Here is a 15,158-nt window from a genome sequence, read left to right on the forward strand (position 1 = left end):
ATTGTCTAAATCTGTGTTTAAAGGGTATGTTTGATATTAGAAAATGATATTAAAAAAGAGGGGATATTATGTTGAAATCGACAGTGCCGTATTTGTTTTTTAACGGTCAATGTAAAGACGCTTTGGCATTTTATAGTAAGGTGCTGAACGGGGAAATTAAAGCTACAATGACGTATGGTGAAGCGAATGAAAGTGTTGCAGATGATCCTAATCGTGTCATTCATGCGCAGTTAGAAGTTGATGGAAACTTATTCATGTTGTCAGATATACCCAAAGACGATGACACAATGCTCCAAGATAGAAATGTTTATATTGTTTTGGAATTTGATAGTGAAACAGCAATCCAAGAAGTGTATGAACAATTGAAAGACGAAGGCGATGTTCAAATGGAACTAGACACTATGTTTTGGGGAGCGAAATATGCCAAGCTGGTTGATAAATACGATATCGGTTGGGATTTAAGTTACACATTTCCACAATAATTAAAGTTGTAATTCGAATATAAATATTCACGAATATGTATGTTAGTCTGATTAAAGGTAAAGAGATGTTTATTAAAGTATAACTACAGATAATAAAAAACAACTGCATTTTCATTTTTGAAGAGAGCCCCTCAAGTTACATAGCTATTTTAATGCTATCAATTGAGGGGCTTTACTTTAGAATGGATTTGTATTTTTTATTTGAAATGGTATGTAAACTGATCCATTGAAGTGACAAAACATTTAACGGCAGCAGCGTTTTTCACACTGCTAATGTTAAAATTAGGCCTTCATTTTTTATAAGTACGAATGATTTTGGATTTGGCTATCATATATATGATCAATCCTGTAATCATGGCAATGGTTGCAGTCGTTGGGATTTGAGAACTTAAAGCTGTGATTTTAGGAAGTTCTTGGTGTGTCACAAAGGGAATAATGTAATTATTGATGTTGAAAATTATAAACATAACAAATGCAAAAAGGATACTGCCGTTACGTGCTTTTTTGATGTATTTTTTGTATTCATCTTTAGAATCGACATCAAATAGGTCTACTTTTTTATTGTGAAGTGCGCATGTGAGTATGATTGAAGCTACCATCAATCCAATCAATGCAATGATACTAACAAATGGTATTTGTTGAAAATACATAGAGATAAAACAATCTAGTGCGGAAATCATCAATGTTCCCCAAAATATCCAGACATAGAGTTTGGCGTAGAGGTTTAATAATACTTGCCGTTCATATTCATCAGTAAATCTATAGTTTGGAATTAAGCGAAGTGTTTTTTCATTAATCAAGATGATTGACCTCCTATTCTATTAATTTTATGCGCGAATCTTTGTTAACTGTAAAGATGACGATCAATATAAAGGGGATATAGGTACTTATATTTAATAAATAGCTAAAATTCATTGGGTTTCCTGCAAGTAGTGGTGCGATGATTGTTGCAGTCCCTAACATATAAATTAGGGCTATAACCAAGAAAATAATCCTTTTATTTCGTGTTTCTTTTAGTAGTTTATGATATGTATGTCGTTGATGTACTTCAATTTCAATAGCATCTGCACCGAGACGATTCATGCTCATTCTACAGAATAGAATAATAATTAACAGGGCACCACCAACGGTAAATGGTGATAAAAATGCTCGCTCTATATCAAGGAAAATAGATAAATAAACAAGTGCAAGTAACGTATATAAAGCAATAATTGAAATTTTTGCTAATGTTTTATCAATTTCATGTCGTTGATATTCATCAGGTGTATCAATTAAACCGGCGAAGTTTTGATATAACCATTTATCTCTTTTCTTCATCGTTATGATCCTCCCAAAATAAATCGTTTAATGTGACATTTAATGATTGTGCAATATTGATACATAAGTTTAATGATGGATTGTATTTATCATTTTCAATCATATTAATCGTTTGTCGTGAAACGCCTACGGAACGTGCAAGCGCAAGTTGAGGTATTTGTTGTTGACTGCGAAAATGTTTTACTTTATTCAATTTAAATCATCACTTCTTTCTGATGTGTCAAATATATATGACATAAATTTTCTCGTCAAGGTAATATAAAAATTAATAAATAGTTATATATTAAATAAAGTGCGCTATATAAAATGTTTCTAAAAATAAAAGGGGTAGAAATCATTTGATAACATTTGATTTCTACCCCTTTTTTGATTGTATATGATAGTTCATCGTTTGATGTGTCGTACCTTGGCAACAGTATCAAAGCGTATCATTGGTCGTTATTTTTAAGAAGCTTAATGACCATTTTGATGATGATTTTTATTTTTCACTATGTATGTAGCATTGATAGCATCTAATATTAGGTGGAAATTTAATTCGATTGCTATTGTGCCTGATAATGAATAGTGGCGGTGAGTATAACAACTTCATCCGTTGGATTATAGTAACGATGTGCTACATCACTATTAAAACGAAAAGCTTGGTTACTGCTAATTGTATAAGAAGTTTGGGCAACATCAATTTTTAAAGTACCTGAGTTAACGATGATAAACTCTTCAGATTGTATATGATGTGGATCAGAAACCATTTTACCACCTGGTTGAATTTCCATTTTAAACATTTCGAAATGCTTTCTTTCATTGTAAGGAAAGTATGGGAAAATCTTAACTTTATCTTCAACAATAGGAATAATATCAGATTCATCTACAAAATCTACAGGCTCGTGCATTGTTGATGTCAGTTGTGACAGGGGTAAATGAAGCCCGTTAGCAATTTTCCATAATGTTGTAATTGTTGGATTAGATGTGCCTTTTTCAATTTGACTTAACATGTTTTTGCTAACGCCAGTTAGGTTGGCCATTTTATCTAAACTAAGTTGGTGTTTACTACGATAAGTTGCTAAATTTTTGGCAATAATATTTTGAATATAATACATGTGAATCGCTCCTATTTACATTATAACGTACATATTGTACCATATATAATGTTGTTTAGAAAATTTATGATGTAAGGTGAGCAAAATGGAAAATTATAGAAAAGTAAAACCATTTAATTGGCTATTATTTATAGGTATTTTATTAGTGAGTGCAAATTTAAGGGCGCCAATTACTTCCATCGGAGTTGCGCTACCTGATATAAAAAACGATTTGGCGATGTCTAACAGTGCTGTTAGTGTAATTACGGTCGTCCCATTAATCGCATTCGCAATCATTTCACTATTTGCAGCAAAAACGAGTTATCGTTTTGGATTAGAACGAACGATTTTTGTAGCTTTATGGCTAATATTGATTGGCGTAATCGTACGTTCTATCACAGGTGTTTCATGGTTATATATAGGTACCATCCTTATAGGTATTGGTATCGGTTTTGGTAATGTACTTGCACCTGCAGTAATCAAAGCGAAATTTCCATTGCATATAGGTGTGATGACAGGTTATTATACTGTCGTTATGAACGTATTTGGAGGATTATCTTCATATGGAACGGCACCGTTTGTCAAAGCGTTTAATTATAATATTGCAATTAGTGCGATCGGTGTCATTACATTGATAACCATTATTATATGGGCATTTCAATTGAAAAATAAAGAAGAAACAACGACATCATTACCCCAAGAGAGTGTCAATGTTTGGAAGTCGCCATTATCATGGCAAATAACGATACTTATGGGCGGACAGTCACTTATTTTTTATTCTCTAATTAATTGGCTACCAGCATATTTATCTCAAAGTGGTATGACTATCAGTGAAGCGGGGATGTATTTATCAATTATGCAAATCGCTATTATACCGTTAACATTTATTACACCTATATTTGCTACTAAAATGAAATCACAATTTTTATTAACTTTTATGACTGGTTTATGTTTTGTGGTGGGTGTTTCAATAATGTTATTTTCACCGCAACTTGCTTTAATTGCTACAATTTTAGTTGGTGTTGCAAGTGGTTTAGCGTTTGGACTTGTGAATACATTCTTTAGTTTAAGAACAGAACATAGTCAAACGTCGGCGAAGTTATCTGGCATGGCTCAATCTGTAGGATACCTTTTTGCAGCAATAGGTCCTTTACTGTTTGGTATACTACATGATGTCACAGGTCAATGGATAGGTTCATTAAGTATATTATTAATCACTGCACTATTAATCACATTATTTGGCTCACAAGCAGGTCGTAATCGCACAATAGAAAAAACAATAGAACAATAGACAGTATCATGCAAATATTGTACGATATTTTACAACTTGTTTTGTTTTTCAATGAGCTTTTAAAATAATTGGATTTGATAAGTTGAGCTATATCTTAGTCAATTAAATGAGGAATATAGTTTCATTAAAATCTAATAAAAAACGATGAGGTGTCATTATGCAACTTATTTTTGATCCAAGTGTAAGTCCAATTTATAGAGGTGTACTTGCATTTTTCTTTGTTATTAATATAGCGCTCGCGTTTATTATTGTGTTTTTAGACAGAGATCGTAGAGACGCAACAGCGACTTGGGCTTGGCTATTTTTACTATTTGTAGTACCTATTTTAGGCTTTGTTATTTATATATTCTTTGGTCGAGCAGTGCGAAAAAAACGTGAACAAGGTTTCCATCATAATCAGATAGACGATGTGAAGGAACGAATGAAGACGCAGTTATCAGATGCTACCAACAAGATTAATCATTCAGATAACCGAATAGTTAAAAAACATGCAGATATTGTAAATACATTGCTAACGAAAGAACCAACGTTTTTAAGTTACGATAATAATGTCGATATTTATACTGATGGGCATGCGTTATTTGACCAAATGAAAGAAGATTTACGCAATGCAAAATCGTATATTCATTTAGAGTATTATGTGTTGAAATTAGATAAGTTGGGTTCTGAAATTGTCGATATTTTGCAACAAAAAGCTGAAGAAGGATTAGAAGTTAAAATACTTTATGATGCAGTAGGTTCTAAAACGGTATATAAATCAAAATTCAAAAAATTCCAAGAAGCTGGTGGACAAGTTGAGGCTTTCTTCCAAGCTAAAATTCCATTAATAAATTTCAGATTAAACAATAGAAATCACCGTAAAATTTTAGTGATTGATGGTATGACTGGTTATGTGGGCGGATTTAATATTGGTGATGAATATTTAGGTTTAGATGAAAACTTTGGCTATTGGCGAGATACACATTTAAGGGTTAAAGGTGATGGTGTTGACGCGTTACAGCTCAGTTTTATCCACGATTGGAATTCTCAATCACACCGTGAACAATTGGAGTTTAACAATAAGTATTTCCCAGATAATGCAAAGCAAGGTGGAGATGTGCCGATGCAAATTGCACTTAGTGCCCCAAGTGATAATTGGCATCAGATAGAATTTGGCTATATGAAAATGATCATGAACGCCAAAGAATCTATTTATATGCACAGCCCGTATTTTATACCAGATAAAGGTTATATCAATGCATTGCGTATAGCTGCAAAAGCTGGGGTAGATGTGCGGTTAATTATTCCTAATAAACCAGATCATATTTTTGTTTACTGGGCCACAATTACAAGTGTCGCGCAGTTGATTAGAGATGGAGTCAAAGTTTATACGTATGAAAATGGATTTATCCATTCAAAAATGATGATTATTGATGATGAAGTCGCAAGTGTAGGTTCATCGAACATGGATATACGTAGTTTTGAATTAAATTTCGAAATTAATGCATTTATGTATGATGAAAATATTGTTAAAGAGCTTAAAGCTGCTTTTATAGAAGATATGAAAGTATCTGAGGAATTGACAGAGGAACGCTATGAACAACGATCAAATTGGATTAAATTCAAACAATCAATTGCTAAATTAGCGTCACCAATTCTATAAAAATATAAAGCACATTGAAGTGACAGTGCATACGATTGCATGTATTTATCAATGTAGCAATCGATTGTGCCACTGAAGTTTCAATAACATATTGTTGTTTTTAAATCATAAGATTAGTCTGACGAGGGCGGAATATGAAATCAAATTTACGCTTTGATTTCAATACCGTCCTCGTTTTCATTATAATGAGTGATATGAAATAACAGGAGAATGGATGAAGTGAAATGGGGGGAGATTGAATGCAACGGGAAAGCGGTCAATTTATTTATCGTCAATTATATAGACAATTAAAAGAGGATATCCTCGCATTCAAATATGAGAGTCATGAAAAGATGCCTTCAAAAAGGGATATGGCTCAACATTTAAACATTAGTGTGAATAGTGTAAAAGCAGCATATGAACAATTATTAGCTGAAGGCTATATTTATACTGAAGAGCGAAAGGGCTATTTTATTGAGCCTTTAGAAAAATTGATTATCGATCCAAACGCGCAAATATCTCTGGATGTGCAAGAACATCATATTGAAGCTACATACGATTATTCATTTTCACATATGAGTACCGATATTTCAGCATTTCCTGTAGAAATATGGACCAAACTCGTTAAACGTGTATTTCAAAATTATGATTATGAATTGTCTTCGATACCTCAAATTAAAGGTCCAATAGAGTTAAGACAATCGATTGCTAAATTAGTATCTTATCAAAGAGGCATCCAATGTCATCCGGAACAAATTGTCATTGGTTCTGGAACTAATACACTGTTAACCAAATTAATTCAACTATTACCAGATGAAATCACAATAGCAGTAGAAAACCCTGGATACTCAAGATTTAGAACACTAATCAATCAAACATCTGCGCAGTTAAAACCGATTGCTTTAGACCGTAAGGGGATATCTATTGAAGAAATTAAGCAAGTTCAGCCTGATGCTACGATAGTGACACCTTCACACCAATTTCCAATGGGTATAATCATGCCTGTATCGCGTCGTATTGACCTACTGAATTGGGCAAATCAAACGCAAAGTTATATCATAGAAGATGATTATGATAGTGAATTCAAATATGAAACAGATAATATACCTTCACTATTTAGTTTTGATAAAAATGAACGCGTGATTTACCTAGGTACTTTTTCAAAAACTTTGATGCCAGGGTTACGCATGAGTTATATGATTTTGCCTATAAATTTAGTGAAGAAATTTGATTGCCTTAATTTAAATATGATTCCTGATTTTTCAACGATTCATGCACTTACACTAAATTTAATGATCAAAGAAGGTTACTATGAAAAATATGTGAAAAAATATGTGAAAAAGATGCATCAAATATATGGAAGAAAACGAGAAGCACTCATCACACACTTATCAAATAGCTTTAAAAATGACATTCGAATTAAAGATACACAAGCAGGTTTACATTTTATTGTAGAAGTTAACACACCATATTCTTACCAAGAAATTGAAACGCGCGCTAAAGAAATGAAACTTGAGCTTTATACGTTAAATCGATTTTCTGTGAAAGCGCTTGAAAAAAATCATGCGTATAAAACGCTTATCATTGGTTTTTCAAAAATCAAGCAAGACCAGATTCCTCAGGCAGTTCAGAGATTAAAAGAAGTCGTATGGGAATGATCTGGTTCCATTAAATTGTCATAACTGGTACTTTACACTACACCAATAATCCCTTAAATTTTAGAAAACCATGCGCCTTACGTGGAGATGACAAAGAGGAGGGATTATTGATGACAAATCAATTCGAAAGCTATAAAAAACAACGTGATAAATATGTAGCACGCGGTGTTGGGAACGGCAATCTGCATGTTGCGGATTATGCACAAGGTGCTACGATTACAGATGTAGACGGTGAACATTTCATTGATTTTGCGGGAGCTATTGGCACATTAAATGTTGGGCACACACATCCTAAGATAACCAAACATTTAAAAGAGCAACTGGACAAGTTTATACATCCTGGTTTCAATGTCATTATGTATAAAAGTTATCTTAACTTAGCACAAAAATTAACTGAAATTACGCCTGGTGATTTTGATAAAAAAACAATTTTACTTAATTCAGGTGCAGAAGCTGTAGAAAATGCTGTGAAAATTGCTAGAAAACATACCGGAAGACAATCAGTTGTATCATTTGTAAGAGGCTTTCATGGCCGCACAAATTTAACAATGTCTATGACAAGTAAAGTAAGACCTTATAAACTTGGATTTGGTCCTTTTGCACCAGAAGTTTATCAGGCACCATACCCTAATATTTCAGAAAAATCCGAATCTTTATCCGAAACAGCTTATATTGATCAAATGATTAATAAGTTACATGATTTCTTTGTTGAAACTGTAGATCCTAGTGAAGTAGCTTGTATCGTGATGGAACCTGTTCAAGGAGAAGGTGGATTTATTATTCCGGATAAAAAATTCGTCAAAGCAGTTAAAAAAATATGTGAAGATCACGATATTATTTTTGTGGCGGATGAAATTCAAACAGGTTTTGCTCGTACAGGAAAAACATTTGCGATTGAACATTTTGACATAGAACCTGATTTAATAACGGTGTCTAAATCATTAGCTGCAGGGTTTCCATTAAGTGGTGTAGTTGGCAAAGCGGAAATCATAGATAGTGCATCCCCAGGAGAACTAGGTGGCACATATGCTGGTAATCCTTTAGCGTGTGAGGCTGCTTTAAAAGTTATTGAAATCATCGAAGAAGAAGATTTAAACAATAAGGCAGAACAAATTGGACAACAACTTGAAGATTTCTTATATCACAGCGCTGAACAACATTCATTTATAACGAACATTCGTAGACTTGGCGCTATGGTTGCTTGTGAAATCATCGATGATCAAACTGGCGAACCAAATAAAGCATTAACTGGAAAAATTATTCAAACGGCAAATGAAAATGGTTTGTTATTATTATCTGCTGGTATTAAAGGTAATGTTATACGTTTCTTAACGCCACTTGTTATTTCAGATGATGAATTACAACAAGGATTAGAAATATTGTCTGAGACTTTTGAAAATGTGGACACAACAACATCACATACAAACGCTTAAATTTTATTTTTAAATAGAGGGTATAGATAAGTCATACCTCATAACAAAAATAAATGTAAGGGAGAGAATAAAAATGGATCAATTAGAAGTTTATAATCCTTCTACAAATGAAATTATAGAACGTTTGAATTACACGAGTCATGATGAAATTAATTCGAAAATTGAACGTGCACATAAAGCATTTGAAGAATGGAAAGTAGTAGATGCACATGAGCGTTCAGCAAAGTTGTATCAATGGGCGAACCTCATTGATGCACATCAGGATGAACTTGCAGAACTGATTACACTTGAAGGTGGAAAACCATTAGCAGAAGCCAAAGGGGAAGTCATCTATGCTAATGCTTATGTTAAGTGGTATGCAGAAGAAGCTAAGAGAATATATGGACGTACAATACCAGCAAACACACCATCAAAAAAGATAATGATTGATAAATTTCCAGTAGGTGTAGTAGGTGTGATTACACCCTGGAATTTCCCGGCAGCGATGATAACGCGTAAAATGGCGCCTGCATTGGCAGCTGGATGTACGATTATTTGTAAACCTGCTGTCAAAACACCATTAACAACCATTAAACTTGTTGCGCTTGCACATGAAGCAGGCATACCTGAAGATGCAATATCTTATATTATTGCGTCTGGTAAAGATGCAGGAGATATCTTCACCTCTCATAAACTGGTTAATAAAGTGACATTTACTGGATCGACTGCTGTAGGAAAATCACTAATTGAACAATCCGCGCAAAGTGTAAAAAATGTAACGATGGAGTTAGGTGGTTTAGCACCTTTAATTGTGCATAAAGATGCTGATATTGAAGCGGCCGTAGACGGCACCATTGCTTCAAAATTTAGAAATGCTGGTCAAACATGTATCTGTGCAAATCGTATCTTTGTACATCAAGATATTGCTGATCAATACACAACGCGCTTGATTGAGAAAGTTAATGAATTAGCTGTCGGTGACGGTTTCCAAGCTGACGTTAAAATTGGTCCGCTAATTGATAAGGCTGCAGTTGAAAAAGTAATGACACATATCACAGATGCACAAGCTAAAGGTGGAAAATTATCACGAACAGTGGATGATATACAAGCGTTAAAAGGAAATTTCCTGAAACCAGTTGTTATCTCTAATGCAAATTTAGATATGAAAGTGATGCATGAAGAAACTTTTGGTCCTGTTGCACCAGTTATGGTTTATGAAGATTTAGATGAAGCAATAAAAATGGCAAACGATACAGAATTTGGTTTAGCTTCTTATTTCTTTACAAATGATTATCGTACAGGACTAAAACTTTATAATGAATTAGAATATGGTGTTGTTGGATGGAATGATGGTGGCCCTTCAGCTGCTCATGCGCCATTTGGTGGTTTGAAAGAAAGTGGCTATGGTAGAGAAGGTGGCACTGAAGGTATAGAGCCATATTTAGAAACGAAATATTTATCCATAGGTATTTAAAGTGCAAGCGAAGCATTACTAGTGGTAAGTAAAGCAAAACTTATGAATCTATATGAACAAGAAAGTGATGATTAGATTGAAACTAATATAAAAAATTTAAGCTCATTCACTTTTAATTCAATGAATGTTATGGGGTATGTAAAATGAAATCTCAATTTAATAAGACGATGAATATTGTTGATGTCTTATTCTTGGCGATTGGCGCAATGCTTGGATGGGGCTGGGTCGTATTGTCAGGGGAATGGGTATCAACAGCAGGTTTTATAGGAAGTATTGTGGCATTTTTACTCGGTGGATTTTTAGTCATTGTTATCGGACTTACATATGCAGAATTAGCTGCTGCAATTCCAGAAACTGGTGGGGGCTTTGTATTTGTTAAAAAAGCCTTCACTCCAGGAATTGCCTTTATATCAGGTTGGTCTGTATTATTTGGCTATGTCTCTGTAATTACGTTTGAAGCGGTTGCATTGCCTACCGTGATTGACTATGTCATTCCTTTTCAACATCAAGGATTGATGTGGAATATCGCAGGTTGGGATGTATATTTTACATGGGTTATCATTGGCTCAATTGGAAGTGTCATTTTAACCTCACTTAATTATTTTGGTGTCAAACCTGCAGCAATTATGCAAACTGTTTTCACAATTTTTATTGTAGGTGTTGGTTTGTTACTTGTATTTGGAGCGGGCTTTAATGGTAATTTTAACAATTTACAGCCATTTGAGAATGGGGTTAGTGGAACAATGTCTGTATTAATGATGATTCCATTTTTATTTGTTGGTTTTGATGTCATTCCACAAATCGCAGAAGAAGTTAAAGCACCTGCGAAAAAAATCGGCGGTATTTTAATATTATCAATTATCGCCTCTGTGATTTTTTATTTGCTCATTGTTTTTGGTGTGGCAACAGGCTTATCACCCAAAGCTTTAAGCAACAGTAATTTGGCAACAGCAGATGCAATGGTTAACTTATTTGGTCATAGTGGATTTGGTGTCTTACTTGTATTAGGTGGTGTAGCTGGCATAATTACAAGTTGGAATGCTTTTATAATTGGTGGTAGTAGAATTTTATATGCTATGGCAAAGAATCACATGATTCCTAAATGGTTCGCATTTATTCATCCTAAGTATAAAACACCTACACACGGTATTTTGTTTCTTGGTATATTAGCTTTCGTTGCACCACTTTTAGGAAGAGCAGCACTAGTATGGATTGTTAATGCTGGCGGTATTGGTGTGGTATTAGGGTATTTACTCGTAGCATTTCATTTATGAAGTTACGTAAGGTGCAACCTGATTTAGCTAGACCTTATCGTATAAAAAATGGAAAACTCGTTGGTAGCATAGCAATTATTTTAAGCATTTTGTTTATAGTCATTTATTTACCTGGAATGCCATCATCATTGGCATGGCCTTCTGAATGGCTTATCGTATTGGCTTGGTATCTTATAGCGGCGATTTTATATATAACACAAACAAGAAAATCTACTACGAATGTACCTGTAAATGCACATGTAGATAAAGAGTAAAATGAAATAAAGCTATGAACATAATGTTATTATTGAAAATAGTTATATTGATCTGGCAAAGCTCACGCTTGAAAATGATGAGTGAAATTTAAACATAATTAAATAAATCAAAATATAGCAAAGCCTGAGGCATTTATGTGTCTCAGGCTTTGTTTTTATATAGAATATCATTGCTAATTTGCAATGTGAATTAATTGATCGCCAGGACTTATCCATTGCTTTTTTAAACAAAGTTTATAAAGAAAGAAACTAATGATGGCTGGCAATAAAATATGGAAAGTAATGATTAAGCACCAAGTCTGTATAGAACCACCCATTGTATTGATAGTCATAATTTGACCGATGAATCCACTCGTCCCCATACCAGCACCTGCAGCGTTATTCGTCATAGGAAAGAACGTTGTCATAATAGGTGCGACAATCGCACTGGTAACAGTAGGCGGTAGTAAAATCATTGGATGCTTAATGATATTAGGGACTTGCAGCATACTTGTGCCAATACCTACTGAAAGCACACCACCCCAACCATTATCTTTGTAACCAGTAACTGCAAAACCAATCATTTGTGAAGCGCAACCGATTGTTGCTGCACCTGCAGCGAGCCCGTTCAAGTCTAACATCAACGCTAATGCTGCACTAGATATCGGTGCAGTTAAAGCTAAACCAAAGATAACAGCAACTAAGATGCCCATGATGAACGGTTGTTGCTCCGTAGATACAATAATAATTTTACCTAAGCCTGTCATAAATTGATTTAATGCTGGTCCGAAAGCTTTTGCAATAAACCCACCAATTAATATCGTTAGTAGTGGAGATAAAATAATATCGATTTTAGTTTTTCCAGCATATAATCTACTCAGTTCAACAACGATAACTGTAGCAATATAAGCGCCTACTGGACCACCATCAAAAGTTGTATAACCTAAGGTACCTACAATAACACAAGAAAATGTAACGAGTGGTTTTGCGCCTAAACCGTAGGCAATCGCCACACCGATAGCAGCACCAGTCATGGACATTGCTACTTTACCGATTTCTGATAGAAATGTCAGATTTAATTGTGGTAGTAATGTTTGTTCTCCAAGCGTTTCTAAAATTAAGCCGATAATCAAAGAGCCAAATAAACCTAAAGCCATATAACTTAGCGCTTCAATAATCCATCTATGTAAATAATTTTTCATATTTCCTCCCCTTAAAATCATTGGTAATTAGTAAATTAATATAATTATATAGTTTGTTGTTATTTATGGCTAGACTATTTATCGATTTCTCATAAAGTTTCATCGATGAAATAAGCTATAGATTCGGAGCGTAAACATTTTTAAAAATAAAATTACTCGCTACTGTGATAAATGACATGTGTGTACGTTAGATTGCGTACAGAGGACAATAAATATAGTTTGAATTTATAAATCATTGATACAACTTGTATTTAAACATTACTATATAAAAACACACGCTAACTTTAATAGGTCAGTGTGTGTTTTAAATGTTACTTATATTTGCTACTTTTCCTGGGAAATATAAAAATATTACTGATTGATCATTAAGCTTTATTTACTGATGCATCGTAGATAGAGTCGATTGTATCTGCTAAAATTTTATCAAATTCTTCATCTGATTGATTGACATTTAAGTCATTGATTAATGCACGAGAGAAACTAGCAATTAAGTCTTTGTTTTGTTTTAAAACTTCGTTAGCATGCTCTCTACTATAACCACCAGATAAAGCAACGACACGAATCACATTAGGGTGTGCGATTAATTCTTGATATTGGTTTGCTTTAGTTGGGATTGTTAATTTTAGCATTACGAGTTCATCGTCATTTAATTTATTTAACTCTGCTAAGATTGCACTTGCTAAATATGATTCAATTTCTGCTTTGTTATCAGCATTGATATTCACTTCTGGTTCGATAATTGGTACTAAACCGGCAGAGATGATTTGTTTTCCGATTTCGAATTGTTGTTGTACGACTTGATCAATACCAGTTTTATTAAATTCTAAAATATTTGAACGCATTTTTGTACCAAAAATTTTATGGTCATTTGCGCGACTTAATAATTTATCTAAGTCTGGAATTGGCTTCATTAACTGTACGCCGTTTTGTTCTTCGGCTAAGCCTTTATCTACTTTTAAGAAAGGAACGACACCTTTATCAGCTAAATAGTCACCAGTATGTTTACCTTCTACTTCACGATCCATTGTTTGTTCGAAAAGAATTGCACCGATAATTTTATCAGAACTGAATGAAGGTGATGAAACAATTCGTGTACGCATATCATGCACAAGTTTAAACATTTCATCTTCACTGTTATATTGGTCTTCAGTTACACCATAGTCACTTAATGCTTTAGGTGTACTTCCACCACTTTGGTCTAATGCAGCAATGAAACCTTTACCATTTTTTACTTTATCAAATTGTTCTTTATTCATTCTTACCACTCCTTTTGCTTTTATTCATATATAGTATGATAAAAAATAGATGCCAACGCAAGTTGTAGGCTCTAAGTGAAACGAATTATTCATATTTTAATAGGATGAGCAATGTGTTCAGTTTCATTGGCACACATTATTTCGTTAATGCTATTAAAAATATAGGTGTAGGATTATAAAATTCATCTTGCGTTTGATAAATACGTTGATAAATTGTCGTATCTACATGAATGGACTTCGTATTTATTTGCTTAAGGATATTTAAATCGTATTGAGGGCGGCTATAGTGGTTAATTGAAATACTTTGCTTTATATTTTCACTCTCCGCTAACATCGTGTTTTCTAAAGCATGATGTGCATGGTGATTTGGTAAATTACTATAATCGGTAAAAGCATCTTTTCCATAATCTCCATCGATATTAATGAGTGTAGCATTTGGTTTTAAAACCCGTAACCATTCTTGGTAGGCAGCTTTTGTATCTGGCAATAACCAAGTGACATTTCTAGAAATGATTAAGTCAAAACATGCGTCGTCAAAGTGTAAATGTTCAGCATCCATGACTTGAAAGTTGACATTCATATTAAAATGTAAAGCATTTTGCTTTGCAGATTGAATCATTTCAGGGGAAAGGTCAATGCCGGTAACTTGTGCGCCTTGTTGTTGGCAGAGTATTGCCAGAAAACCTGCACCGGTGCCAATATCTAAGATTCTCATACCAGGTTTGATTGTTGTAATCTGGTTTATTTCAGCTAACCATCTTTCTGCGTGCACACTTTTTAGTTCTGCTTGCTTATCTTGACTAAAAGATGTCGCACGCTTATTCCAATAATCAATAATTTTGCTTTTGTTCATGATAAATACCTC

At 33.8% G+C, this 15,158-nt stretch carries 13 protein-coding genes and 1 pseudogene; 7 read left to right on the forward strand and 7 right to left on the reverse strand.

Features of this window, described 5'->3' with window-relative positions; translation table 11 throughout:
• Nucleotides 1-68 precede the first annotated feature (68 nt).
• Entirely contained in the window at nucleotides 69-482 is a 414-nt protein-coding gene (locus tag NST87_RS01240; RefSeq protein ID WP_019469126.1) for a VOC family protein, read from the forward strand.
• Between the two features lie 290 nt (nucleotides 483-772).
• On the opposite strand, the gene NST87_RS01245 is transcribed toward NST87_RS01240, so the two are convergent.
• The 4 genes from NST87_RS01245 to NST87_RS01260 form a co-directional block, all read right to left on the reverse strand.
• The gene (locus tag NST87_RS01245; RefSeq protein ID WP_019469125.1) at nucleotides 773-1,282 is read right to left on the reverse strand and encodes a DUF3278 domain-containing protein; all 510 of its coding nucleotides are present in this window, start codon (nucleotides 1,280-1,282) and stop codon (nucleotides 773-775) included.
• A gap of 13 nt (nucleotides 1,283-1,295) precedes the next feature.
• On the reverse strand, nucleotides 1,296-1,799 hold the full coding sequence (locus NST87_RS01250; protein ID WP_019469124.1) for a hypothetical protein: 504 nt from the start codon (nucleotides 1,797-1,799) through the stop codon (nucleotides 1,296-1,298).
• Nucleotides 1,783-1,992, reverse strand: coding sequence for a helix-turn-helix transcriptional regulator (locus NST87_RS01255; RefSeq protein WP_340721235.1), 210 nt, complete (start codon nucleotides 1,990-1,992; stop codon nucleotides 1,783-1,785). Before NST87_RS01255 ends, NST87_RS01250 begins: the two co-directional genes overlap by 17 nt.
• Before the next feature lie 349 nt (nucleotides 1,993-2,341).
• A complete protein-coding gene (locus NST87_RS01260; RefSeq protein ID WP_019469122.1) occupies nucleotides 2,342-2,893 on the reverse strand; it encodes a helix-turn-helix domain-containing protein in 552 nt (183 codons plus the stop codon).
• 85 nt (nucleotides 2,894-2,978) lie between these two features.
• On the opposite strand from NST87_RS01260, the gene NST87_RS01265 reads away from it, so the two are divergent.
• The 6 genes and pseudogenes from NST87_RS01265 (at nucleotide 2,979) to NST87_RS01290 (ending at nucleotide 11,856) form a co-directional block, all read left to right on the forward strand.
• Complete coding sequence (locus tag NST87_RS01265) at nucleotides 2,979-4,163, forward strand: CynX/NimT family MFS transporter (RefSeq protein WP_019469121.1); 1,185 nt, start codon at nucleotides 2,979-2,981, stop codon at nucleotides 4,161-4,163.
• A 157-nt stretch (nucleotides 4,164-4,320) separates the two neighbouring features.
• On the forward strand, nucleotides 4,321-5,805 hold the full coding sequence (gene cls / locus NST87_RS01270) for a cardiolipin synthase (RefSeq protein ID WP_040030309.1): 1,485 nt from the start codon (nucleotides 4,321-4,323) through the stop codon (nucleotides 5,803-5,805).
• Between the two features lie 239 nt (nucleotides 5,806-6,044).
• On the forward strand, nucleotides 6,045-7,442 hold the full coding sequence (gene gabR / locus NST87_RS01275; protein WP_340721236.1) for a MocR-like transcriptional regulator GabR: 1,398 nt from the start codon (nucleotides 6,045-6,047) through the stop codon (nucleotides 7,440-7,442).
• 110 nt (nucleotides 7,443-7,552) lie between these two features.
• On the forward strand, nucleotides 7,553-8,875 hold the full coding sequence (gene gabT / locus NST87_RS01280; RefSeq protein ID WP_340721238.1) for a 4-aminobutyrate--2-oxoglutarate transaminase: 1,323 nt from the start codon (nucleotides 7,553-7,555) through the stop codon (nucleotides 8,873-8,875).
• Nucleotides 8,876-8,948: 73 nt separating this feature from the next.
• Entirely contained in the window at nucleotides 8,949-10,328 is a 1,380-nt protein-coding gene (locus NST87_RS01285) for an NAD-dependent succinate-semialdehyde dehydrogenase (RefSeq protein ID WP_040030306.1), read from the forward strand.
• 143 nt (nucleotides 10,329-10,471) lie between these two features.
• Nucleotides 10,472-11,856 (forward strand): annotated as a pseudogene (locus NST87_RS01290) (APC family permease).
• A gap of 173 nt (nucleotides 11,857-12,029) precedes the next feature.
• On the opposite strand, the gene NST87_RS01295 reads toward NST87_RS01290, so the two are convergent.
• The 3 genes from NST87_RS01295 to NST87_RS01305 form a co-directional block, all read right to left on the reverse strand.
• Nucleotides 12,030-13,037 carry a PTS transporter subunit IIC gene (locus NST87_RS01295; RefSeq protein ID WP_019469115.1) on the reverse strand — a complete coding sequence of 336 codons (1,008 nt, stop codon included), beginning with the start codon at nucleotides 13,035-13,037 and terminating at the stop codon, nucleotides 12,030-12,032.
• A gap of 365 nt (nucleotides 13,038-13,402) precedes the next feature.
• Entirely contained in the window at nucleotides 13,403-14,293 is an 891-nt protein-coding gene (locus NST87_RS01300; protein ID WP_019469114.1) for a fructose bisphosphate aldolase, read from the reverse strand.
• Nucleotides 14,294-14,429: 136 nt separating this feature from the next.
• Nucleotides 14,430-15,146 carry a class I SAM-dependent methyltransferase gene (locus tag NST87_RS01305; protein ID WP_019469113.1) on the reverse strand — a complete coding sequence of 239 codons (717 nt, stop codon included), beginning with the start codon at nucleotides 15,144-15,146 and terminating at the stop codon, nucleotides 14,430-14,432.
• Between the last annotated feature and the right edge of the window lie 12 nt (nucleotides 15,147-15,158).

The sequence above is a fragment of the Staphylococcus sp. FSL W8-0271 genome (assembly GCF_038006605.1).
Taxonomy (GTDB): domain Bacteria; phylum Bacillota; class Bacilli; order Staphylococcales; family Staphylococcaceae; genus Staphylococcus; species Staphylococcus cohnii.

What these genes read in the sequence shown, in the direction of transcription:
- NST87_RS01240 (WP_019469126.1), top strand. Translation starts at nt 69, where the DNA reads ATGTTGAAATCGACAGTGCCGTATTTGTTTTTTAACGGTCAATGTAAA.
- NST87_RS01250 (WP_019469124.1), bottom strand. Translation starts at nt 1,799, where the DNA reads ATGAAGAAAAGAGATAAATGGTTATATCAAAACTTCGCCGGTTTAATT.
- NST87_RS01260 (WP_019469122.1), bottom strand. Translation starts at nt 2,893, where the DNA reads ATGTATTATATTCAAAATATTATTGCCAAAAATTTAGCAACTTATCGT.
- NST87_RS01265 (WP_019469121.1), top strand. Translation starts at nt 2,979, where the DNA reads ATGGAAAATTATAGAAAAGTAAAACCATTTAATTGGCTATTATTTATA.
- cls (WP_040030309.1), top strand. Translation starts at nt 4,321, where the DNA reads ATGCAACTTATTTTTGATCCAAGTGTAAGTCCAATTTATAGAGGTGTA.
- gabR (WP_340721236.1), top strand. Translation starts at nt 6,045, where the DNA reads ATGCAACGGGAAAGCGGTCAATTTATTTATCGTCAATTATATAGACAA.
- gabT (WP_340721238.1), top strand. Translation starts at nt 7,553, where the DNA reads ATGACAAATCAATTCGAAAGCTATAAAAAACAACGTGATAAATATGTA.
- NST87_RS01285 (WP_040030306.1), top strand. Translation starts at nt 8,949, where the DNA reads ATGGATCAATTAGAAGTTTATAATCCTTCTACAAATGAAATTATAGAA.
- NST87_RS01295 (WP_019469115.1), bottom strand. Translation starts at nt 13,037, where the DNA reads ATGAAAAATTATTTACATAGATGGATTATTGAAGCGCTAAGTTATATG.
- NST87_RS01300 (WP_019469114.1), bottom strand. Translation starts at nt 14,293, where the DNA reads ATGAATAAAGAACAATTTGATAAAGTAAAAAATGGTAAAGGTTTCATT.
- NST87_RS01305 (WP_019469113.1), bottom strand. Translation starts at nt 15,146, where the DNA reads ATGAACAAAAGCAAAATTATTGATTATTGGAATAAGCGTGCGACATCT.